Here is a 21,149-nt window from a genome sequence, read left to right as displayed (position 1 = left end):
GGAAAAATAGCATGTTACAGGTACACCTTGTTCGCCATGGCGAAACGCAGTGGAACGCCGAGCGGCGCATTCAGGGCCAGTCAGACAGCCCGTTAACCCCTCACGGCGAGCGCCAGGCCTGGCAGGTCGGCGAACGTGCCAGAACGCTGGGCATTACGCATATCATTGCCAGCGATTTGGGGCGCACGCGCCGGACGGCAGAGATTATCGCGGAAGCCTGCGGTTGCGATGTCATCCTTGATTCACGGCTGCGTGAGCTGGATATGGGGGTTCTTGAAAAACGTCATATCGACTCGCTGAGCGAGGAAGAAGAAGAGTGGCGTCGCCGGTTGGTTGATGGGACCCCGGACGGCCGTATCCCACAGGGGGAGTCGATGCTGGAGCTGAGTGAGCGTATGCACGCGGCACTGGCGTCCTGCCTGGAACTGCCTGCCGGAAGCAGGCCGCTGCTGGTGAGCCACGGTATTGCGCTGGGCTGTCTGGTCAGTACGATTCTGGGGCTGCCGGCACACGCGGAACGCCGCCTGCGTCTGCGTAACTGCTCAATTTCTCGCGTTGATTATCAGCAGAGTCTGTGGCTGGCATCGGGCTGGGTCGTGGAAACCGCGGGGGATGTGTCGCATCTTGACGCCCCCGCGATGGATGAACTACAGCGTTAACGACGAATCGGGATCAGGTATTCGCAACGCAGCTGAATCGGCGTTTCTTGATCCCGGCTTTCATCCTCAGGGAAGAAGCGTTCGATATCCAGACCTTTGCGGCGGGTAAGGTTCAGCATTGGCATGCAGGTGCCGTACACCGTCAGGATAAACTCCTGCAGTCCGCTTCCTAACCCTTCATAAGTGAACATCACATACTCGCCGCCTTCCAGAATGATCGGATGGGAGTTGTGCAGGTGGCCGTTGGCCATCTCCGGCGTCAGCGCAGTGGTGTAGAAGACCTCTTGCTCGTCATCTTTCTCGAGACTAGGACGCGGTTCGTGCAGACCGTACAGCGTGGGCGGAATCGACGGTGAATTGCCGAGGAAATCACGCCAGAACTGAACGCGCATCTGGTTACGGAAGTCGGAGATTTCCTCCAGCTTGCAGGTGTAGCTCTGAGTGATGCCAATCAGCTGGGTATTGCTCAGGGTGACGAACTCATGCTGCGGCATCGTGAATTCACCCAGGCGCAGCGGGGGACGCATCCCGTAAGAGCTCCAGTCAGGAGAGCGGCGGTACAGCGCCGGCGTTAACGAAAACTGCTTTTTAAACGCGCGGGTGAAGGTCTGCTGCGAGTCAAAACGATACTGTAGCGCAATGTCGAGAATCGGGCGGGCGGTCAGGCGCAGGGCGACCGCTGATTTTGATAAACGGCGAGCGCGAATATAGGCACCGATGGCTTGGCCGGTCACGTCTTTAAACATTCTTTGCAAATGCCACTTGGAATAACCGGCCTTGGCTGCCACATTATCTAGTGAGAGCGGTTGATCCAGGTGACCTTCCAGCCAGCTAAGGAGATCGCGAATAATCCCTGCTTGATCCATAAAATGTCCTCATCCTTAAACTCAGGTGCCTGCTACTAAGTAAGGTAGCGGATAATAGCATTTTTTGATGTTTTAGCATTCAGTGTTTTTTTTGCTTATAAATGCGATTTGTCAGCAGGTTTTTTAGCTGTTTTGGTAACGCTGTGATCTATAAACCTTTTCCGCTGAGTCTATAATCATCGCTCAGCAAAATTTTAAGAAAATGGTAACAATATGAAATACAAGAGGTTAGTTGCGGGGCTGCTTTTACTGGCGGGATGTCAGGTGGCACAGGCGGAACAAATTGGCTCCGTAGATACCGTATTCAAATTCTTTGGTCCGGATCATAAAATCGTCGTTGAGGCCTTCGACGATCCGGATGTGCAGAACGTGACGTGCTATATCAGCCGGGCGAAAACCGGCGGGATTAAGGGCGGTCTGGGTCTGGCGGAAGATACGTCAGATGCGGCGATTTCTTGCCAGCAGGTAGGGCCGATCGAACTGAACGATAAAATCAAAAACGGTAAGTCGCAGGGCGACGTGGTTTTCCAGAAACGTACTTCGCTGGTGTTTAAAAAGCTGCAGGTGGTCCGTTTTTACGATAGCAAACGTAATGCGCTGATCTACCTGAGCTATTCGGATAAAGTCGTTGACGGTTCACCGAAGAATGCGCTCAGCGCCGTGCCTATCATGCCGTGGAATAAATAACGCGGCGCATCGTAGCATCCGATTCGCACATAAAAAAAACGGCGCATTAAGCGCCGTTTTTACGTTGCGGGAGCAGGAAAACGAATGTTATTCCTGCAGGTCGCCGCAGAAGCGATAACCTTCGCCGTGAATCGTGGCGATGATTTCCGGAGTATCCGGAGTAGACTCGAAATGCTTACGAATGCGACGGATGGTCACGTCAACGGTACGGTCGTGCGGCTTAAGCTCACGGCCGGTCATTTTCTTCAGCAGTTCAGCACGTGACTGGATCTTGCCCGGGTTTTCGCAGAAGTGCAGCATCGCGCGGAATTCACTGCGCGGCAGCTTGTACTGCTCACCATTCGGGCTGACCAGCGAACGGCTATTGATATCCAGTTCCCAGCCGTTGAACTTGTAGCTTTCTACGCTGCGACGCTCTTCGCTCACGGTACCCAGATTCATGGTACGGGAGAGGAGGTTACGTGCGCGAATGGTCAGTTCACGAGGGTTGAACGGTTTAGTGATATAGTCATCAGCGCCGATTTCGAGGCCCAGAATCTTATCAACTTCGTTATCGCGGCCGGTCAGGAACATCAGCGCGACGTCAGCCTGTTCACGCAGTTCACGCGCTAACAGGAGACCATTTTTACCTGGCAGGTTGATATCCATAATCACCAGGTTGATATCATTTTCAGACAGGATCTGATGCATTTCCGCGCCATCGGTCGCTTCGAACACATCATAACCTTCTGCTTCGAAAATACTTTTTAACGTGTTGCGTGTTACCAACTCGTCTTCAACGATAAGAATGTGCGGGGTCTGCATGTTTGCTACCTAAATTGCCAACTAAATCGAAACAGGAAGTACCAAAGTCCCTGACCTGCCTGGTACATGTCGCAAATTAACATGCCCGGCGTAACATGACTAAAGTACGTAATTGCGTTCTTGATGCACTTTCCATCAACGTCAACAACATCATTAGCTTGGTCGTGGGTACTTTCCCTCTGGACCCGACGGTGTCAAAAACGGCTGTCATCCTAACCATTTTAACAGCAATATAACAGGCTAAGAGAGGCTGAACACCCCATAAAACTACGCTTCGTTGACATATATCAAATTCAATTGTAGCACGTTAACAGTCTTGTGAAATCATTGCATTGAAATGCTATTTATAGTCACAAATCTTACACTGCTCAAATGGTTGCGCTGGTAAATTGATAAACATGTTGAATCCAATGAACGTTCAGCGCGGTTGCGACAAATATCATTGGCAAACATATGGATAAATGCGTTCTGTTAACATACTCCGTCCCGTGGTTCGTTGGAAACAGTTTAGGCTTTTTTATGGGTAATAACGCGCAATTTTAGTGATTTTTGTTGCAAATTTGTAAATTTTCGCCGCGTAAAATGGGGATAATTTTCATTTTCGCCGCGTGAGAGAGTAGAAGAGAGCCAGCATGCACGTATCTATTGTATTAGTCGCCCCGGCCAGGGCAGAAAACGTTGGCGCGGCGGCACGCGCGATGAAAACGATGGGTTTTCGCGACCTGCGTATCGTTGACAGCGATGCCCACCTTCAGCCTGCGGCGCGTTGGGTTGCGCATGGTTCCGGAGATATTCTCGATAACATAAGCACTTATCCAACGCTGGAACAGGCGCTGCATGACGTTGACTTTACCGTGGCGACCACGGCCCGTAGCCGGGCGCGTTTCCATTACTACGCCACGCCGCAGCAGCTGCTGCCGCTGATGGCGGAGAAAGCCGGGTGGATGAACCATGCGGCGCTGGTCTTTGGTCGGGAAGATTCCGGACTTACCAACGAAGAGCTGGCTCTTGCCGATGTGCTGACAGGCGTGCCGATGGTGGCCGACTATCCTTCGCTTAACTTAGGGCAGTCGGTGATGGTCTATTGCTATCAATTGAGTACCCTGGTTCAGCAGGCGTCGGCCGTTTCTGCCAGCGTCGATGAAAATCAGCTGCAGGCATTGCGTCTGCGGGCGCTCGATTTATTGACCCGACTGGGCGTGGCTGAAGACCTCAAACTGACCGACTGGCTCCAGCAGCGAATTGGGCTTTTAGAGCAGCGAGACACGGCAATGTTGCACCGATTACTGCACGACATTGAAAAAAACCTGCCAGAGTAAAGTTCTGATATAAGTTTTAAGTATGGTTATATCTGCCAGCATCAAGCGCGGTGTATCGCAAATTCAGGTGAATTGTCAGGTCATTGTGGCGCATTGACCCGCTGCAGTGAAACGGGTGAAATGTAAAAATTCGTTGACTTAAACCGGCAGATACTTTAACCAATATAGGCACAGGACACAGACAGATAAAAATTACAGAGTACACAACATCCATGAAACGCATCAGCATGATGACAACCATTATCACCATCACCATTACCACAGGTAACGGTGCGGGCTGACGCGTACAGGAAACACAGAAAAAAGCCCGCACCTGAACAGTGCGGGCTTTTTTTTCGACAAAAAATCTAGGGGTAACAACCATGCGCGTGTTGAAGTTCGGCGGTACATCAGTGGCAAATGCAGAACGTTTTCTGCGGGTTGCCGATATTCTGGAGAGCAATGCCAGGCAGGGGCAGGTAGCAACCGTCCTGTCTGCCCCGGCGAAAATTACCAACCATCTGGTCGCAATGATTGAAAAAACCATCGGCGGCCAGGACGCGCTCACCAATATCTCCGACGCTGAACGCATTTTTGCTGAACTGCTGCAGGGCCTCGCCGACGCGCAACCGGGGTTCCCGCTGGCACAGCTGAAAGCCTTTGTCGCGCAAGAGTTTGCCCAGATTAAACACGTGTTGCACGGTATCAGCCTGCTTGGTCAGTGCCCCGATAGCGTCAACGCCGCGCTGATTTGCCGCGGCGAGAAGCTGTCTATCGCCGTGATGGCGGGGCTGCTGGAAGCACGCGGTCACAAAGTTAGCGTGATTAACCCCGTCGAAAAACTGCTGGCCGTTGGCCATTACCTCGAATCCACTGTCGATATCGCTGAATCGACCCGCCGCATTACCGCCAGCCATATTCCATCCGACCATATGGTGCTGATGGCCGGGTTTACCGCCGGTAACGAAAAAGGGGAACTGGTGGTGCTGGGACGCAATGGCTCAGACTACTCTGCTGCCGTGCTGGCCGCCTGCCTGCGCGCCGACTGTTGTGAAATCTGGACCGACGTCGATGGGGTATATACCTGCGACCCGCGTCAGGTTCCCGATGCGCGTCTGCTGAAGTCGATGTCATATCAGGAAGCGATGGAGCTATCCTACTTCGGGGCGAAAGTTCTGCATCCGCGCACCATTGCTCCTATCGCTCAGTTCCAGATTCCCTGCCTGATCAAGAATACCGGTAATCCGCAGGCGCCAGGTACGCTGATCGGCGCCAGCCTTGATGAAGACGGTCTGCCGGTCAAAGGCATCTCCAACCTCAATAATATGGCGATGTTCAACGTCTCCGGCCCGGGGATGAAAGGCATGGTCGGTATGGCCGCTCGCGTGTTTGCCACCATGTCCCGCGCCGGAATTTCGGTTGTGCTGATTACCCAGTCGTCATCGGAATACAGCATCAGTTTCTGCGTACCGCAGAGCGACTGCGCGCGCGCAAAACGGGTAATGGAAGATGAGTTCTATCTGGAGCTGAAAGAGGGCCAGCTGGAGCCGCTATCGATCATGGATCGTCTGGCGATTATCTCCGTGGTGGGTGACGGTATGCGCACGCTGCGCGGCATCTCGGCGAAGTTCTTCGCCGCGCTGGCCCGCGCTAATATCAATATCGTGGCGATTGCCCAGGGCTCTTCTGAGCGTTCTATCTCCGTGGTGGTCAGCAATGATGATGCGACCACCGGGGTGCGCGTGACCCATCAGATGCTGTTCAACACCGATCAGGTCATTGAGGTCTTTGTTATCGGCGTCGGCGGTGTCGGCGGCGCGCTGATTGAACAGATCAAGCGTCAGCAGGGCTGGCTGAAGAACAAACATATCGACCTGCGCGTCTGCGGCGTGGCGAATTCACAGGCCCTGCTGACTAACGTGCACGGGTTGAATCTCGAGAACTGGCGCGCGGAGCTGGCCGAAGCGAAAGAGTCGCTGAACCTGGGCCGTCTGATTCGCCTGGTCAAGGAGTACCATCTGCTGAACCCGGTTATCGTCGACTGTACCTCCAGCCAGGCGGTCGCCGATCAGTACGCCGATTTCCTGCGCGAAGGTTTCCACGTGGTGACGCCGAACAAAAAGGCCAATACCTCTTCGCTGGATTACTACCATCAGCTGCGCCATGCCGCCAGCAGTTCGCGACGTAAATTCCTCTACGACACCAACGTTGGCGCCGGTCTGCCGGTAATTGAAAATCTGCAAAACCTGCTGAACGCCGGCGATGAGCTGCTGCACTTCTCCGGTATTCTTTCCGGCTCCCTGTCGTTTATTTTCGGTAAGCTGGATGAGGGAATGAATCTCTCTGAGGCAACAACGCTGGCGCGCGAGATGGGCTATACCGAACCGGATCCGCGAGACGACCTTTCAGGCGTCGATGTTGCGCGCAAGCTGCTGATTCTGGCCCGTGAAACCGGCCGTGAGCTGGAGCTGTCTGACATTGTCGTCGAACCGGTACTGCCTGCACAATTTGATGCCAGCGGCGACGTTGAGAGCTTTATGGCGCGCTTGCCTTCGCTGGATAACGAGTTTGCCTCCCGGGTTGCCCAGGCACGTGATGAAGGTAAAGTCTTGCGTTACGTCGGTAACATCGAAGAGGATGGGACCTGTCGCGTGAAAATTGCCGCCGTTGACGGTAACGACCCGCTGTACAAAGTGAAAAATGGTGAAAACGCCCTGGCCTTTTACAGCCATTATTATCAGCCGCTGCCGCTGGTGCTGCGCGGCTATGGTGCAGGTAACGACGTCACGGCGGCCGGTGTGTTTGCTGACCTGTTGCGCACCCTGTCATGGAAGTTAGGAGTTTAAGATGGTCAAAGTATATGCCCCGGCTTCCAGTGCCAATATGAGCGTCGGGTTTGATGTGCTGGGCGCGGCGGTAACGCCGGTCGATGGCACCCTGCTGGGGGACAACGTTTCGGTCGAGGCGGCGGACAGCTTCAGCCTGCAAAACGTTGGCCGCTTTGCCAGCAAGCTGCCCTCCGTGCCGCAGGAGAACATTGTTTACCAGTGCTGGGAGCGTTTCTGCCAGGAGATCGGCAAAAAAGTTCCGGTGTCGATGGTGCTGGAAAAAAATATGCCGATTGGTTCCGGGCTCGGTTCCAGCGCCTGCTCTGTCGTCGCCGCGCTGGTGGCGATGAATGAATTCTGCGGTAAGCCGCTGAATGAGATGCGTATGCTGGCGCTGATGGGGGAGATGGAAGGGCGTATTTCCGGCAGTATCCACTATGACAACGTTGCGCCCTGCTACCTGGGCGGCATGCAGCTGATGATTGAAGAGAATGGCATCATCAGCCAGCAGGTTCCGGGTTTCGACGAATGGCTGTGGGTACTGGCTTATCCGGGAATTAAAGTTTCGACGGCGGAAGCGCGTGCCATCCTCCCGGCGCAGTATCGCCGCCAGGACTGTATCGCTCACGGTCGTCATCTGGCGGGCTTTATTCATGCCTGCTACACCCGCCAGCCGCAGCTGGCAGCGAAATTGATGAAAGATGTGATTGCCGAACCGTATCGCACCAAACTGCTGCCGGGCTTCAGCGAAGCGCGTCAGGCGGCGATGGAGATCGGTGCGCAGGCGTGCGGCATCTCAGGCTCTGGCCCGACGCTGTTTGCGCTGTGCGATAAGCCGGAAACCGCGCAGCGCGTTGCGGACTGGCTGGGCACGCATTATCTGCAGAATCAGGAAGGCTTCGTTCATATTTGCCGGCTGGATACGGCGGGCGCACGAGTAGTGGGATAACCAATGAAACTCTATAATTTAAAAGATCATAACGAACAGGTCAGCTTTGCGCAGGCCGTGACGCAGGGGCTTGGCAAGCAACAGGGGCTGTTCTTTCCGCACGACCTGCCGGAATTTAGCCTGACTGAAATTGACGACATGCTGGAGATGGATTTGGCCTCCCGTAGCGCCAGAATTCTGTCGGCCTTTATTGGCGACGAGATCCCGCAGGAGATCCTCAAAGAGCGCATCGCCGCCGCTTTCACCTTCCCGGCTCCGGTCAGCAAGGTGCAGGATGATATCGGCTGTCTGGAGCTGTTCCACGGCCCGACGCTGGCGTTTAAGGATTTCGGCGGCCGCTTTATGGCGCAGATGCTGACTCATATCGCCGGCGACAAACCGGTGACGATTCTGACCGCCACCTCCGGGGATACCGGCGCGGCAGTGGCGCATGCGTTTTACGGCCTGCCGAATGTCAAAGTCGTTATTCTGTATCCGCGCGGCAAGATCAGCCCGCTGCAGGAAAAACTGTTCTGCACCCTGGGCGGCAACATTGAAACCGTGGCGATTGATGGCGACTTCGATGCCTGTCAGGCGCTGGTAAAACAGGCTTTTGACGATGAAGAACTGAAGGTCGCTCTGGGCCTGAACTCGGCGAATTCCATCAATATCAGCCGTCTGCTGGCGCAGATTTGCTATTACTTCGAAGCGGTCGCGCAGCTGCCGCAGGAAGCCCGCAACCAGCTGGTCATTTCCGTGCCGAGCGGGAACTTTGGCGATCTGACCGCCGGTCTGCTGGCGAAGTCTTTAGGTCTGCCGATTAAGCGCTTTATTGCCGCCACCAACGCCAATGATACCGTGCCGCGTTTCCTGCAGGACGGCAACTGGGCGCCGAAAGCGACCCAGGCGACGCTGTCTAACGCGATGGACGTCAGTCAGCCGAACAACTGGCCGCGCGTGGAAGAGCTGTTCCGTCGCAAAGTCTGGCGTCTGAACGAGCTGGGCTATGCAGCCGTGGACGATGAAACCACCAAACAGGCGATGCGCGAGCTGAAAGCCATTGGCTACACCTCAGAGCCGCACGCGGCCATCGCCTGGCGCGCGCTGCGCGACCAGCTGCAGCCGGGCGAATACGGTCTGTTCCTCGGTACCGCGCACCCGGCGAAGTTCAAGGAGAGCGTCGAGGAGATCCTCCAGCAGACGCTGCCGCTGCCGAAAGAGCTGGCCGATCGCGCTGACCTGCCGCTGCTGTCGCATAATCTGCCGGCGGATTTTGCCGCGCTGCGCCAGCTGATGATGGGCAAAGCATAACGGGACTTTTATCGCCGTATGATGTTCTCAGGCCGGGCTTTAACGCCCGGCTTTTTTATCGGCGAAAAAGGAGGAATTATGCAGAAAAAAGGCAGGGAAAATGGATGAATTACCAATAAATGCCGGGAGGCAAAGATTAGGATTGCGGAGAATAACCCGCGGTGTTGCTCAGGGGTAATCTTTGGTTATCGCCCCCGTGCGGGGACTGTTAATGAAGGGGAAACCTATGTCAACGCTGAAGTCTGTGATCCTTGCGCTTTCGATGTCGCTGGTGGCTCCTGCGGTGGTCCACGCATCGGAAATAACGCTGGTGCCGGCAGTCAAACTGCAAATTGGCGATCGCGACAATTACGGTAACTACTGGGACGGCGGTCATTGGCGCGACCACGAATGGTGGGGCCGTCATTACGACTGGCGCGATAACCACTGGCGCGCACATGATGAACATCGCCATGATCATCATGATGACCACGATCGTGGCCGCGGCCCGGATCGTGACTGGCGCCATCACTAAATCTTCCGTCCCGGTCGCCGCGAGGGCGGCCGGGAAGGGGATTAGCGTTCGTGACGTTTAAAGACCATCTCATCTTTCTTAGCGGAGGCTTCGGCGTCGAAGAAATAGCCTTCGCTGTTGAAACGGGTTAGCTGCTCAGGCTGGGTTAAACGGTTTTCAATGATATAGCGGCTCATTAACCCGCGCGCCTTTTTGGCATAGAAACTGATCACTTTAAACTGACCGTTTTTCTCATCGAGGAACACGGGCTTAATGATTCTACCCTGCAACTGTTTTGTCTTCACCGACCGGAAGTATTCGTCAGAAGCCAGGTTAATCACGATATCGTCGCCCTGGGCTTTCAGCGCCTGATTGAGTTTATCGGTAATCACTTCGCCCCAGAACTGGTAGAGATCTTTGCCTCTGCTATTTTCCAGCTTAATTCCCATTTCCAGGCGATAGGGCTGCATCAGATCCAGCGGGCGCAGCACGCCGTAGAGGCCGGAAAGCATACGCAAATGCCGTTGAGCAAAATCGAAATCGTCTTCGCTGAGGCTTTCCGCCTGCAGTCCGGTATAAACATCGCCTTTAAAAGCCAGAATCGCCTGGCGCGCGTTTTGCGGCGTGAAGTCCGGGTGCCAGTCATGAAAGCGGGTCGCATTCAGATCCGCCAGCTTATCGCTGATGCTCATCAGTTTGCCGATCTGCGGCGCCGATAGCCGGCGCGCGACGCCGATGAGCTCCTGGGAATATTCCAGCAGCTCAGGCTGGGTGTAGCGTGCTGTGGCCAGCGGGCTTTGGTAGTCGAGTGTTTTGGCAGGTGAAATAAGAATCAGCATATCCGGTCCTTGCAGGGGATTTTCCGTGACTTTAACAAAAAAACACCGCGGTGGGATCGATAGCTGCGATTGCCGCGCTATTCACGCGGCAGCTCATCCCAGGCACCTGGCGCCAGCTGCTGGTTAATTTCCGGGTAGCGCGTGGCGTCAAAGGTCGGCCGCACGCCCAGCCGTCGCTGGTTGAGATAATCACTGGCCAGGATCCGTACCGTAGGCGACAGCAGTAAAATAGCGGTCAGGTTAGTGATGGCCATCAGCGCCATGATGGTATCCGCCAGCTGCCAGACAACCGGCAAACCGACCAGCGCGCCGGTGATGACCATGACCAGGGTGAGGATCCGTAGCGCCCAGACATGACGAGGGCTGTTAATACGTAGAAATATCAGGTTATTTTCAGCATAGATGTAGTTTGCGACGATAGAACTGAAGGCGAAGAGCAGCACGACGATTGCCACGAATCCCGCCCCCCAGCCGCCGACCAGTGATGTCATGGCATGCTGGATACTCTGGATACCATTCACGGCATCTTCCGCCTCGTCCAGCGGCGCCAGCATGATGATGACGGCGCTGGCGGTGCAGATAACTATCGTATCGATGAGGACGCCAATCATTTGCACGATCCCCTGCGCAGCCGGATGCGGAGGCCAGGAAGCCGCTGCCGCCGCGGCGTTAGGCGTTGACCCCATCCCCGCTTCGTTCGAGAACATACCGCGCTGAAAGCCACTGGTGAGCGCCTGGCTGATGGTATAGCCCACTGCGCCGGCGGCGGCCTCCTGCCAGCCGAACGCACTGCGGAAAATGGACTCGAAAATGGCCGGCAGCGCCGTAATGTGCCAGAGGCCAATCAGCAGGCTGGTGGTCACCCAAAGCAGAGCCATCAGCGGCACAATCCACTGCAATAGCTTCGCCACGCCCCGCAAACCCCGTACGATAACCAGCAGGATCACCAGTGCCAGCGCGCAGCCGGTAACGATAGCGGGAAGGTCAAAGGCATAGGTCATCGCTTTCGCAATAGAGTTGGCCTGCACGGTGTTAAAAATAACCCCATAGGCCAGCAGGAGCAGGATAGAAAACACGATGCCCATCCAGCGCATTCCTAAACCCCGTGACATATACCAGGCCGGGCCGCCGCGAAATTGCCCGTGGGCATCGCGTTCTTTGTAGAGCTGGGCAAGAGAACATTCGGCAAAGCTGCTGGCCATGCCGAGCAGCGCAGAAACCCACATCCAGAAGACGGCGCCGGGTCCGCCGGCGGAGATAGCCAGCGCGACACCGACCAGGTTGCCGCTGCCCACGCGCGCCGCGAGGCTGGTGCACAGGGCCTGGAAAGAGGTTAACCCGCCGGGCTGAGGCTGGAGGCTTTTCTTTAGACTTTTCCCAAACTGACGAACATAACGAAACTGAATGAATTTTGTTCGCCAGGTAAACCAGATGCCGGCGCCCAGTAACAGATAAATCATTACCGAGCCCCAGAGTATTTCATTGATAAAAGAGAAAAAATCAGGCATTAACCATCCTCTTGTCCATGCCGGAACGCTAGTGTAAGCGTTACCAATTCAAGTGACAATCCCTTAGCTTTCAGAGAATTAATTCATCCAGTTTATCACACTCTGCGCTCTTGCATGGTCCGCAGTTGCGCTGAACATGCAGCGTGTTATCATCTTGGCAGACCGGTTACATCCCCTTAACTGCTGTTTAAGAGAAACACTATCATGACGGATAAATTGACTTCTCTGCGTCAGTACACCACTGTCGTAGCTGATACCGGAGATATTGCGGCAATGAAGCTGTATCAGCCTCAGGATGCCACGACTAACCCTTCTTTGATTCTCGGCGCGGCTCAGATTCCTGAGTACCGTAAGCTGATTGATGACGCTGTCGAGTGGGCCCGCGGCCAGAGCAGCGATCGCGCTCAGCAGATTATCGATGCTTCCGATAAGCTGGCGGTGAACATTGGTCTCGAAATTCTTAAGCTGATTCCAGGCCGTATTTCGACCGAAGTTGACGCGCGCCTCTCCTATGACACCCAGGCATCTATCGCGAAAGCGAAGCGCATCATCAAACTGTACAACGATGCGGGCATCGGCAACGATCGCATTCTGATTAAACTGGCTTCGACCTGGCAGGGTATTTGCGCCGCCGAGCAGCTGGAAAAAGAAGGCATCAACTGTAACCTGACTCTGCTGTTCTCCTTCGCTCAGGCTCGCGCTTGTGCTGAAGCGGGTGTATTCCTGATCTCTCCGTTCGTTGGCCGTATTCTCGACTGGTACAAAGCGAACACCGATAAGAAAGAGTACGCGCCGGCTGAAGATCCGGGCGTCGTTTCCGTCAGTGAGATTTACGAGTACTACAAGCAGCACGGTTATGAAACTGTCGTAATGGGCGCAAGCTTCCGTAACGTCGGTGAAATCCTTGAGCTGGCTGGCTGCGATCGCCTGACTATCGCTCCGGCTCTGTTGAAAGAGCTGGCGGAAAGCGAAGGGGCTATCGAACGTAAACTGGCGTTCAGCGGCGAAGTGAAAGCACGTCCGGAACGCATCACCGAAGCCCAGTTCCTGTGGCAGCACAACCAGGATCCGATGGCGGTGGACAAGCTGGCGGAAGGTATCCGTAAGTTTGCTATCGACCAGGAAAAACTGGAAAAAATGATCGGCGACCTGCTGTAATCATTTGGGCGTGGCCGGGCTCCCGGTCACGCTACTTCTCCTGAACTCTGTCTGTATTTCCTTCCAGCGTGTATCATTCCGTCTAATTGTACAGTTTGAACGGAATAACGATGAATACCTTACGAATCGGCTTAGTTTCCATCTCCGATCGCGCCTCCAGCGGCGTCTATCAGGATAAAGGCATCCCGGCACTTGAAGAGTGGCTGGCGCGTGCGCTGACGACCCCCTTTGAGCTCGAGACCCGTCTGATCCCTGACGAACAGGTGATTATCGAACAAACGCTGTGTGAGCTGGTTGACGAGATGGCTTGCCATCTGGTGTTGACTACCGGCGGGACCGGTCCTGCCCGACGCGACGTGACGCCGGATGCCACCCTGGCCGTAGCTGACCGCGTTATGCCGGGGTTTGGTGAGCAAATGCGCCAGGTTAGCCTACACTTCGTTCCGACGGCTATCCTTTCTCGTCAGGTTGGCGTTATCCGCAAGCAGGCGCTGATTTTGAATCTGCCGGGCCAGCCGAAAGCCATTCAGGAAACCCTTGAAGGCGTTAAAGATGCGGACGGCAAGGTTCTGGTGCACGGGATCTTCGCAAGTGTACCTTATTGTGTACAGCTGCTGGAGGGGCCGTATGTGGAGACGAACGCGGAAGTTGTAGCGGCTTTTCGCCCAAAAAGCGCGAGACGCGAAACTTTATCCTGAATTTGATGCTTTCCTGACATAACCTGCATTGTCGGTGGTGTGCCGTTTTATTTACGATATAGTGTTTTTTACTTTACACATTCCGTGATGACACCTACACACCTCTGGATGAATTGCTCGTTATGTCACAACATACTCGACCTCTGAATCGACAAGATTATAAAACCCTGACGCTGGCCGCCCTTGGCGGCGCGCTGGAGTTTTATGATTTCATTATCTTTGTCTTCTTCGCCGCCGTCGTTGGCGAACTGTTCTTCCCGGCGGATATCCCGGAATGGCTGCGCCAGGTGCAGACCTTCGGCATCTTTGCCGCGGGCTACCTGGCGCGTCCACTGGGCGGCATTATCATGGCCCACTTCGGCGATCTGGTCGGGCGCAAGAAGATGTTCACCCTGAGCATTCTGCTGATGGCATTGCCGACGCTGGCGATTGGTCTGCTGCCGACCTACGCGTCGATAGGCATTGCCGCGCCGCTGCTGCTGTTGCTGATGCGCATTCTGCAGGGGGCGGCTATCGGAGGGGAGGTCCCCGGCGCCTGGGTTTTTGTCGCCGAACACGTGCCGGAAAAGCGCATTGGTATCGCCTGCGGCACCCTCACTGCCGGCCTGACGGTTGGCATTCTGCTGGGATCGGTGGTCGCGACGCTGATTAATACCAGCCTGACGCCGCAGGGGATTCACGACGGCGGTTGGCGTATTCCCTTCCTGTTAGGCGGCGTATTTGGTCTGGTGGCCATGTATCTGCGTCGTTGGCTGCAGGAGACGCCGATATTTCTCGAAATGCAGCAGCGTAAGGCGTTAGCGCAGGAGCTGCCGGTTAAATCGGTGGTGCTGAAACACCAGAAAGCGGTGGTGGTCTCCATGCTGCTGACCTGGCTGTTATCCGCCGGCGTGGTGGTGGTGATCCTCATGTCACCGGTCTGGCTACAAAAGCACTACGGTTTTGCCCCGGCGATCACCCTGCAGGCCAACAGTATTGCCACCATTATGCTCTGCATCGGTTGTCTGCTGGCGGGGCTGGCGGCGGATCGTTTTGGCGCCAGTCGCACCTTCATCGTCGGCAGTTTGCTCCTGGCGGTCTCCAGCTGGGCGTTCTATCACCTTTCCGGCAGCAGTCCCGAGCAGCTGTTCCTGCTGTATGGCACGGTGGGATTGTGCGTTGGGGTTGTGGGCGCCGTGCCTTACGTCATGGTGCGCGCTTTCCCGGCGGAGGTTCGCTTTACCGGCATTTCCTTTTCATATAACGTCTCTTACGCCATTTTTGGCGGCCTGACGCCGATTGCCGTGACCATGCTGATGGGGGTTTCGCCGATGGCACCTGCGTGGTACGTGCTGGCACTTTCGCTGATGGGGCTGGGATTAGGGATCTGGCTGCGCCAGGGGATGGACCGTGAAGTGGCTGCCGCAGGAGGGGAGTTGCAGCGCCTGCCTTAACGTTCCGCGAGCAATACCCTCGCCCGTCGGGACGAGGGTATCTTTTATCAATGAGGTGCGCCGATCGGCAGTACGGTGCGACCAAACTGTTCGTTCAGTACTTCACCCATCGCCAGATAAATAGCGCTACCGCCGCAGACTAAACCAATCCAGCCCGCGATTTTTACCAGACCTTCATTATCTGCCAGGTGGCCGATTGCCAGCAGCGCAAACAGAACGGTCAGGCTGAGGAAAACGAATTGCAGCATTCGTGCGGCTTTCAGAGTACCGAAGAACATAAACAACGTGAAGACTCCCCACAGACCGAGGTACATGCCCAGGAAGTGCGCATCAGGCGCTTCTGCCAGGCCCATTTTCGGCATGAGAAGAATAGCGACCAACGTCAGCCAGAAGGCGCCGTAGGACGTAAAAGCAGTTAAACCAAAGGTATTACCTTTTTTAAATTCCAGCAGGCCTGCGAAAATCTGCGCAATACCGCCGTAAAAAATGCCCATCGCCAGGATAGCTACATCAAACGCGAACAGGCCGCTATTTGCCAGATTAAGCAAAATAGTGGTCATGCCGAAGCCCATAAGGCCCAGCGGTGCCGGATTAGCCAACTTAGTGTTGCCCATAATTCCTCAGAATAATGATTAGAAAGGGAAGCATTACCCCGCCACTCGGGGACGGGGCGCGGCATCATAATGAGGCGCAGGGTAACTGTCTATGATCTGGCGGGGTATTTTTCGCCAATTTACGCTGGCGCGGATAAATGGCGATCGTTCGCTATCGGCAGGCGGGGACGGGGCGCCCGGCGGGACGCGGGTTATCGATAAAAGCCGCTTTTTTACCGGTTTATTCAGTCTGCCTTCTTTATTCCTCTCTTTACCCGGCAAGAAAGTGAAAAATTTTTTTGCTTGCCCCCTTGAGGAAGCGGTGGGCGACCCCATCTTGTAGTCAACCGCAGTGAATGAACCTGAAAAAAATGATGTCTGGGCAGTTGAAACCATAGGTTTCGCCCTTATTACAGGTTTACAACCACATGTTGATCGAATTTTTAGTGGAGACGTTTAGATGGGTAAAATTATTGGTATCGACCTGGGTACTACCAACTCTTGTGTAGCGATTATGGATGGCACTACTGCACGTGTGCTGGAGAACGCCGAAGGCGATCGCACCACGCCTTCTATCATTGCTTATACCCAGGATGGTGAAACTCTGGTTGGTCAGCCGGCTAAACGTCAGGCAGTGACAAACCCGCAAAACACCCTGTTTGCGATTAAACGCCTGATTGGTCGCCGCTTCCAGGACGAAGAAGTTCAGCGTGACGTATCCATCATGCCGTACAAAATCATCGGCGCCGACAACGGCGACGCATGGCTTGATGTGAAAGGTCAGAAAATGGCACCGCCGCAGATTTCTGCTGAAGTGCTGAAAAAAATGAAGAAAACGGCTGAAGATTACCTGGGTGAGCCGGTAACTGAAGCGGTTATCACCGTACCTGCATACTTCAACGATGCTCAGCGTCAGGCAACGAAAGATGCCGGCCGTATCGCAGGTCTGGAAGTCAAACGTATCATCAACGAACCGACCGCCGCTGCACTGGCTTACGGTCTGGATAAAGAAGTCGGCAACCGTACTATCGCGGTTTACGACCTCGGTGGTGGTACCTTCGATATCTCTATTATCGAAATCGACGAAGTTGACGGCGAAAAAACCTTCGAAGTTCTGGCAACCAACGGTGATACCCACCTGGGTGGTGAAGACTTCGACAGCCGTATGATCAACTACCTCGTTGATGAGTTTAAGAAAGATCAGGGCATTGACCTGCGTAACGATCCGCTGGCCATGCAGCGCCTGAAAGAAGCGGCTGAAAAAGCGAAAATCGAGCTTTCTTCCGCTCAGCAGACCGACGTGAACCTGCCGTACATCACTGCAGATGCCACCGGTCCGAAACACATGAACATCAAAGTGACGCGTGCGAAACTGGAAAGCCTGGTTGAAGACCTGGTTAACCGTTCTATCGAGCCGCTGAAAGTTGCTCTGCAGGACGCTGGTCTCTCCGTGTCTGACATCCAGGACGTTATCCTGGTCGGTGGTCAGACTCGTATGCCAATGGTGCAGAAGAAAGTGGCTGAGTTCTTTGGTAAAGAGCCGCGTAAAGACGTTAACCCGGATGAAGCTGTGGCGATCGGCGCTGCGGTTCAGGGTGGTGTACTGACCGGTGAAGTTAAAGACGTTCTGCTGCTGGACGTTACCCCGCTGTCGCTGGGTATCGAAACCATGGGCGGCGTGATGACTGCGCTGATCAACAAAAACACCACTATCCCGACCAAGCATAGCCAGGTGTTCTCTACTGCAGAAGACAACCAGTCTGCGGTAACCATCCACGTGATTCAGGGTGAGCGTAAACGCGCCTCCGATAACAAATCACTGGGTCAATTCAACCTGGATGGGATTAACCCGGCACCGCGCGGTATGCCGCAGATCGAAGTCACCTTCGACATCGATGCTGATGGTATCCTGCACGTGTCCGCGAAAGACAAAAACAGCGGTAAAGAGCAGAAAATCACCATTAAAGCCTCTTCTGGTCTGAACGAAGAAGAGATCGCCAAAATGGTTCGTGATGCGGAAGCGAACGCTGAATCTGACCGTAAGTTCGAAGAGCTGGTTCAGACCCGTAACCAGGGCGACCATCTGCTGCACAGCACGCGTAAGCAGGTTGAAGAAGCGGGCGACAAACTGCCGGCTGACGACAAAACTGCCATCGAGTCTGCGCTGACCGCGCTGGAAACTTCGCTGAAAGGTGAAGACAAAGCGGACATCGAAGCGAAAATGCAGGCGCTGGCTCAGGCTTCCCAGAAGCTGATGGAAATTGCTCAGCAGCAACACGCTCAGCAGCAGGCTGGCGGTGCTGAAGCTTCTGAAAGCAACGCGAAAGACGACGATGTCGTTGACGCCGAGTTTGAAGAAGTGAAAGACAAAAAATAATCGCCCTTTGAACGGGTAAAACACTGGCACGGGCGAAGAGGTTTCCTCTCCGCCCGTGCACGCATGTTAAGGGGCTGAAAAACACCAATGGCAAAGCAAGATTATTACGAGATTTTGGGCGTTTCCAAAACAGCGGAAGAGCGTGAAATCAAAAAGGCTTACAAGCGCCTGGCCATGAAATATCACCCGGACCGTAACCAGGGTGATAAAGAAGCCGAAGCGAAGTTTAAAGAAATTAAAGAAGCGTATGAAATCCTGACTGATGACCAGAAGCGTGCGGCCTACGATCAGTACGGCCACGCCGCCTTTGAACAAGGTGGCATGGGCGGCGGCGGCGGTGGTTTTGGCGGCGGTGCAGATTTCAGCGATATCTTTGGCGACGTGTTTGGCGATATCTTTGGCGGCGGTCGTGGCCGTCAGCGTGCGGCGCGTGGCGCTGACCTGCGCTACAACATGGAGCTGACGCTGGAAGAAGCCGTTCGCGGCGTGACTAAAGAGATTCGCATCCCGACGCTGGAAGAGTGTGACGTCTGCCACGGCAGCGGCGCGAAAGCCGGTAGCAAACCGCAAACCTGTCCAACCTGTCACGGTGCCGGTCAGGTGCAGATGCGTCAGGGCTTCTTCGCCGTTCAGCAAACCTGTCCGCATTGCCAGGGACGCGGTACGCTGATTAAAGATCCGTGCAACAAATGCCACGGTCACGGCCGGGTCGAGAAGACCAAAACCCTGTCGGTCAAAATCCCGGCGGGTGTGGATACCGGCGATCGTATTCGTCTTTCAGGCGAAGGCGAAGCGGGTGAGCACGGCGCTCCGGCGGGCGATCTGTACGTTCAGGTCCAGGTTAAGCAGCACGCTATCTTTGAGCGTGAAGGCAATAACCTGTACTGCGAAGTGCCGATCAACTTCACCATGGCTGCCCTCGGCGGCGAGATTGAAGTCCCGACGCTGGATGGCCGCGTCAATCTGAAAGTGCCTGGCGAAACGCAGACCGGTAAGCTCTTCCGCATGCGTGGCAAAGGGGTGAAATCCGTACGTGGTGGCGCGCAGGGCGATCTGCTGTGCCGCGTGGTGGTTGAAACGCCGGTAGGGCTGAATGAAAAACAGAAACAGCTGCTGAAGGATCTTCAGGAAAGTTTTGGCGGCCCAACGGGTGAAAAAAACAGCCCGCGCTCCAAAAGTTTCTTTGATGGCGTGAAGAAATTCTTCGACGACCTGACGCGCTAATCTACTGCGATTCTGAAAAGCCACTTTATTGTTAAAGTGGCTTTTTTGTTTCCAACCCGCTATCTGTTAATGATGACTGAATCCCTCCGGTCAGAGTCGCGCTTTGCCGTTTGCTTTATATCGTAAAAATCGAGCTATAACGCAATAATAATCTTATTTTTTCGAAGTGTTATGGCGACTAGAATAGTTTCATCGATGAATTAGCCTTATAGAGAGAGTAAAAGTGAAACATCTGCAGCGTTTTTTCAGTAGCGATGCTTCAGGGGGCGTTATCCTCATTTTCGCGGCCGCGTTGGCTATGCTGTTGGCTAATACTGGCGCAACCAGCGGTATTTACCACTCCTTTCTGGAAACACCCGTTCAGCTGCGTGTGGGCGCGTTGGAAATCAATAAGAACATGCTGCTGTGGATTAACGATGCGCTCATGGCCGTCTTCTTCTTGCTGATTGGCCTGGAAGTGAAGCGTGAGATGATTCAGGGGGCGCTGGCCAGCCGCCGTCAGGCCGTTTTCCCGGTCGTGGCGGCCTTAGGTGGGATGATTGTCCCGGCGCTGATCTACCTGGCGTTTAATGCTCAGGATCCGATTACCCGCGAGGGCTGGGCGATTCCGGCGGCGACCGATATCGCTTTTGCGCTGGGAGTGCTGGCGCTGTTGGGCAGTCGCGTACCGCCGGCGTTGAAAATCTTCCTGATGGCGCTGGCGATTATCGACGACCTGGGCGCCATTATCATCATTGCCCTGTTTTATACCAGCGACCTTTCCGTCCTGTCGCTGGGCGTGGCGGCAGGGGCGATTGCCGTGCTGGTCGCGCTCAATCTTTGCGGCGTCCGACGCACCGGTATCTATATCCTGGTCGGCGCGGTGCTATGGACTGCGGTCCTGAAGTCCGGGGTTCATGCGACGTTAGCCGGGGTGATCGTTGGCTTTATGATCCCGCTGAAGGAGCAGGGCGGTAAATCACCGGCTAAGCAGCTTGAGCATGTCCTGCATCCGTGGGTGGCTTACCTGATTCTGCCGCTTTTCGCCTTCGCTAACGCAGGCGTCTCGCTGCAAGGCGTAACGATTGAAGGACTGACGTCACTGCTGCCGCTGGGGATTATTGCCGGGCTGTTTATCGGCAAACCGCTGGGTATCAGCCTGTTCTGCTGGCTGGCGTTAAAACTGAAATGGGCATCGCTGCCGGAAGGGACGACCTGCAAGCAGATAGTGGCGGTCGGTATTCTGTGCGGGATTGGCTTCACGATGTCGATTTTCATCGCCAGTCTGGCCTTCAGCAGCGTTAATCCTGGCTTAATCAACTGGGCCAAGCTAGGCATCCTGATTGGATCAGTTCTGTCGGCCGTGACCGGGTATATGATACTACGCAGGCGTATTGCGGATACCACGACGGCTTAACATTCGATGGGGAGCCTGCAAGGGCTCCCCTGGCATTATCAGGGAGAGA

The 21,149-nt window shown here is 54.9% G+C and carries 20 protein-coding genes and 1 other annotated feature; of the genes, 15 read left to right on the top strand and 5 right to left on the bottom strand.

The genetic code is table 11. The annotated features are described in order from the left end of the window. Positions 1 to 11 precede the first annotated feature (11 nt). Positions 12 to 659, top strand: a complete 648-nt coding sequence (gene gpmB, locus AC007G_RS16780) for a 2,3-diphosphoglycerate-dependent phosphoglycerate mutase GpmB (RefSeq protein WP_004857683.1) — start codon at positions 12 to 14, stop codon at positions 657 to 659. Here the strand turns inward: gpmB and robA are convergent. After that, positions 656 to 1,525: an MDR efflux pump AcrAB transcriptional activator RobA gene (gene robA, locus AC007G_RS16775; protein WP_004857685.1), complete on the bottom strand. Its 870-nt coding sequence runs from the start codon at positions 1,523 to 1,525 to the stop codon at positions 656 to 658. The genes gpmB and robA overlap by 4 nt on opposite strands. 213 nt (positions 1,526 to 1,738) lie before the next feature. Between robA and creA the strand changes: the two genes are divergently transcribed. Beyond that, on the top strand, positions 1,739 to 2,212 hold the full coding sequence (gene creA / locus AC007G_RS16770) for a protein CreA (RefSeq protein WP_004857687.1): 474 nt from the start codon (positions 1,739 to 1,741) through the stop codon (positions 2,210 to 2,212). Positions 2,213 to 2,299: 87 nt separating this feature from the next. Here the strand turns inward: creA and arcA are convergent, their stop codons facing one another. After that, on the bottom strand, positions 2,300 to 3,016 hold the full coding sequence (gene arcA, locus AC007G_RS16765; protein ID WP_002887843.1) for a two-component system response regulator ArcA: 717 nt from the start codon (positions 3,014 to 3,016) through the stop codon (positions 2,300 to 2,302). 95 nt (positions 3,017 to 3,111) lie between these two features. On the opposite strand from arcA, the gene yjjY reads away from it, so the two are divergent. From yjjY to AC007G_RS16730, 7 genes are all read left to right on the top strand, one after another. Next, complete coding sequence (gene yjjY / locus AC007G_RS16760; RefSeq protein WP_049268126.1) at positions 3,112 to 3,252, top strand: YjjY family protein; 141 nt, start codon at positions 3,112 to 3,114, stop codon at positions 3,250 to 3,252. 396 nt (positions 3,253 to 3,648) lie between these two features. Next, positions 3,649 to 4,335 (top strand): tRNA/rRNA methyltransferase, encoded by a 687-nt coding sequence (locus tag AC007G_RS16755; RefSeq protein ID WP_032689552.1) that lies wholly within the window; start codon positions 3,649 to 3,651, stop codon positions 4,333 to 4,335. Positions 4,336 to 4,547: 212 nt separating this feature from the next. After that, complete coding sequence (gene thrL, locus AC007G_RS16750) at positions 4,548 to 4,616, top strand: thr operon leader peptide (RefSeq protein ID WP_071824685.1); 69 nt, start codon at positions 4,548 to 4,550, stop codon at positions 4,614 to 4,616. Next, positions 4,555 to 4,672: a sequence feature (Thr leader region), on the top strand. It overlaps the preceding gene by 62 nt. A 25-nt stretch (positions 4,673 to 4,697) precedes the next feature. Beyond that, a complete protein-coding gene (gene thrA, locus AC007G_RS16745) occupies positions 4,698 to 7,160 on the top strand; it encodes a bifunctional aspartate kinase/homoserine dehydrogenase I (RefSeq protein WP_032689551.1) in 2,463 nt (820 codons plus the stop codon). 1 nt (position 7,161) lies between these two features. After that, entirely contained in the window at positions 7,162 to 8,091 is a 930-nt protein-coding gene (gene thrB, locus AC007G_RS16740; RefSeq protein WP_032689550.1) for a homoserine kinase, read from the top strand. A gap of 3 nt (positions 8,092 to 8,094) precedes the next feature. Further along, positions 8,095 to 9,381, top strand: a complete 1,287-nt coding sequence (gene thrC, locus AC007G_RS16735; RefSeq protein WP_032689549.1) for a threonine synthase — start codon at positions 8,095 to 8,097, stop codon at positions 9,379 to 9,381. A 226-nt stretch (positions 9,382 to 9,607) separates the two neighbouring features. Next, positions 9,608 to 9,895: a DUF2502 domain-containing protein gene (locus AC007G_RS16730; RefSeq protein WP_032697231.1), complete on the top strand. Its 288-nt coding sequence runs from the start codon at positions 9,608 to 9,610 to the stop codon at positions 9,893 to 9,895. Between the two features lie 41 nt (positions 9,896 to 9,936). Here the strand turns inward: AC007G_RS16730 and yaaA are convergent, their stop codons facing one another. Together yaaA and AC007G_RS16720 are read right to left on the bottom strand one after the other, a co-directional pair. Then, positions 9,937 to 10,713 carry a peroxide stress protein YaaA gene (gene yaaA, locus AC007G_RS16725; RefSeq protein ID WP_032698197.1) on the bottom strand — a complete coding sequence of 259 codons (777 nt, stop codon included), beginning with the start codon at positions 10,711 to 10,713 and terminating at the stop codon, positions 9,937 to 9,939. 77 nt (positions 10,714 to 10,790) lie between these two features. Continuing rightward, positions 10,791 to 12,221, bottom strand: coding sequence for an alanine/glycine:cation symporter family protein (locus AC007G_RS16720; RefSeq protein ID WP_142630980.1), 1,431 nt, complete (start codon positions 12,219 to 12,221; stop codon positions 10,791 to 10,793). A 204-nt stretch (positions 12,222 to 12,425) separates the two neighbouring features. Here AC007G_RS16720 and tal point away from each other — a divergent pair, with 204 nt between their 5' ends. The 3 genes from tal (at position 12,426) to AC007G_RS16705 (ending at position 15,510) form a co-directional block, all read left to right on the top strand. Continuing rightward, complete coding sequence (gene tal, locus AC007G_RS16715; protein WP_004857701.1) at positions 12,426 to 13,379, top strand: transaldolase; 954 nt, start codon at positions 12,426 to 12,428, stop codon at positions 13,377 to 13,379. 110 nt (positions 13,380 to 13,489) lie between these two features. Next, a complete protein-coding gene (mog, locus tag AC007G_RS16710) occupies positions 13,490 to 14,077 on the top strand; it encodes a molybdopterin adenylyltransferase (protein ID WP_032689545.1) in 588 nt (195 codons plus the stop codon). Between the two features lie 122 nt (positions 14,078 to 14,199). Next, positions 14,200 to 15,510, top strand: a complete 1,311-nt coding sequence (locus AC007G_RS16705; RefSeq protein WP_032698194.1) for an MFS transporter — start codon at positions 14,200 to 14,202, stop codon at positions 15,508 to 15,510. Between the two features lie 47 nt (positions 15,511 to 15,557). Here the strand turns inward: AC007G_RS16705 and satP are convergent, their stop codons facing one another. After that, positions 15,558 to 16,124 carry an acetate uptake transporter gene (satP, locus tag AC007G_RS16700; protein ID WP_004857706.1) on the bottom strand — a complete coding sequence of 189 codons (567 nt, stop codon included), beginning with the start codon at positions 16,122 to 16,124 and terminating at the stop codon, positions 15,558 to 15,560. A 439-nt stretch (positions 16,125 to 16,563) separates the two neighbouring features. Between satP and dnaK the strand changes: the two genes are divergently transcribed. The 3 genes from dnaK (at position 16,564) to nhaA (ending at position 21,100) form a co-directional block, all read left to right on the top strand. Next, entirely contained in the window at positions 16,564 to 18,480 is a 1,917-nt protein-coding gene (gene dnaK / locus AC007G_RS16695) for a molecular chaperone DnaK (RefSeq protein ID WP_004857708.1), read from the top strand. An 87-nt stretch (positions 18,481 to 18,567) separates the two neighbouring features. After that, positions 18,568 to 19,704 (top strand): molecular chaperone DnaJ, encoded by a 1,137-nt coding sequence (gene dnaJ, locus AC007G_RS16690; RefSeq protein ID WP_032697234.1) that lies wholly within the window; start codon positions 18,568 to 18,570, stop codon positions 19,702 to 19,704. 223 nt (positions 19,705 to 19,927) lie between these two features. Continuing rightward, positions 19,928 to 21,100: a Na+/H+ antiporter NhaA gene (nhaA, locus tag AC007G_RS16685; RefSeq protein ID WP_032697235.1), complete on the top strand. Its 1,173-nt coding sequence runs from the start codon at positions 19,928 to 19,930 to the stop codon at positions 21,098 to 21,100. Positions 21,101 to 21,149: the final 49 nt, after the last annotated feature.

The sequence above is a fragment of the Klebsiella sp. CSG-1 genome (genome assembly GCF_056521145.1).
The sequence above is the reverse complement of the archived record's forward strand: the minus strand, read 5'-3'. Positions and strand labels throughout refer to the sequence as shown.